At 56.2% G+C, this 734-nt stretch carries 2 protein-coding genes; one reads left to right on the top strand and one right to left on the bottom strand.

All coding sequences use genetic code 11. The annotated features are described in order from the left end of the window. A partial coding sequence (locus ACXJ5O_RS28865; protein WP_457302898.1) for an ATP-binding protein occupies positions 1–393 on the top strand: 393 nt, incomplete at its 5' end. Between the two features lie 19 nt (positions 394–412). On the opposite strand, the gene ACXJ5O_RS28860 is transcribed toward ACXJ5O_RS28865, so the two are convergent. After that, the gene (locus ACXJ5O_RS28860; RefSeq protein ID WP_457302897.1) at positions 413–559 is read right to left on the bottom strand and encodes a hypothetical protein; all 147 of its coding nucleotides are present in this window, start codon (positions 557–559) and stop codon (positions 413–415) included. Positions 560–734: the final 175 nt, after the last annotated feature.

Raw genomic sequence — 734 nt, 5'->3', positions numbered from 1 at the left:
GAGGAGGGCTGTTCGGCGCTGGTGCTCGGACATCACCGCGAGGATATCCTCGAAACCTTCCTGATGAACCTTTTCCATGGCGGACGCCTTGCTGCGATGCCGCCGAAATTGCTCAATGACGAGGGCGATCTGATGCTGTTGCGACCGCTGAGCTACTGCGCCGAGGACGATCTGGAGAAATTCGCCGCCGCCATGCAGTTCCCGATCATTCCGTGCGACCTGTGCGGCAGCCAGGATGGGCTGCAGCGCAACATGATGAAGGCGATGCTGGCCGATATCGAAAAGCGCATGCCGGGCCGCAAGGAGATCATGATCCGTGCGCTGGCAAACACGCGCCCCAGCCATCTGCTGGACCGGAAGATTTTTGATTTCGCCGGGCTAGTGGCGGGTTAAAATCAGCGCTTTTTCGAAATCAGGGGAATAGTTTTACGATGGCCGCGATGGCGGCAATCGTCGCCACGGATGTTCCGAAGAAAAATGCACCCATCCGCACCGTAAGACGAAGCGTTAGCAGCTCCAGARCGACGTTCAGATCAGATTTGGTTACCAGTTCGGGCATGATGAAATCCCTCGCGGCTTCAGCTTGCGCCTTGGCATGGGCGGGACTATCCGCCCTGTTCCAAGCGTATCGCATAACCCAGTGTATCAAATGAAATTGTCATTCAGCCCTTCAAGATACTCGGATGTTAGGCGGCAGGTTGGATGCCAGCAATTCAACCAAAGTGCTACTAGGC

The sequence above is a fragment of the Phyllobacterium sp. P5_D12 genome (genome assembly GCF_054049495.1).
Note: the sequence above shows the minus strand (reverse complement) of the source record. Positions and strands in the feature narration are given on the sequence as shown.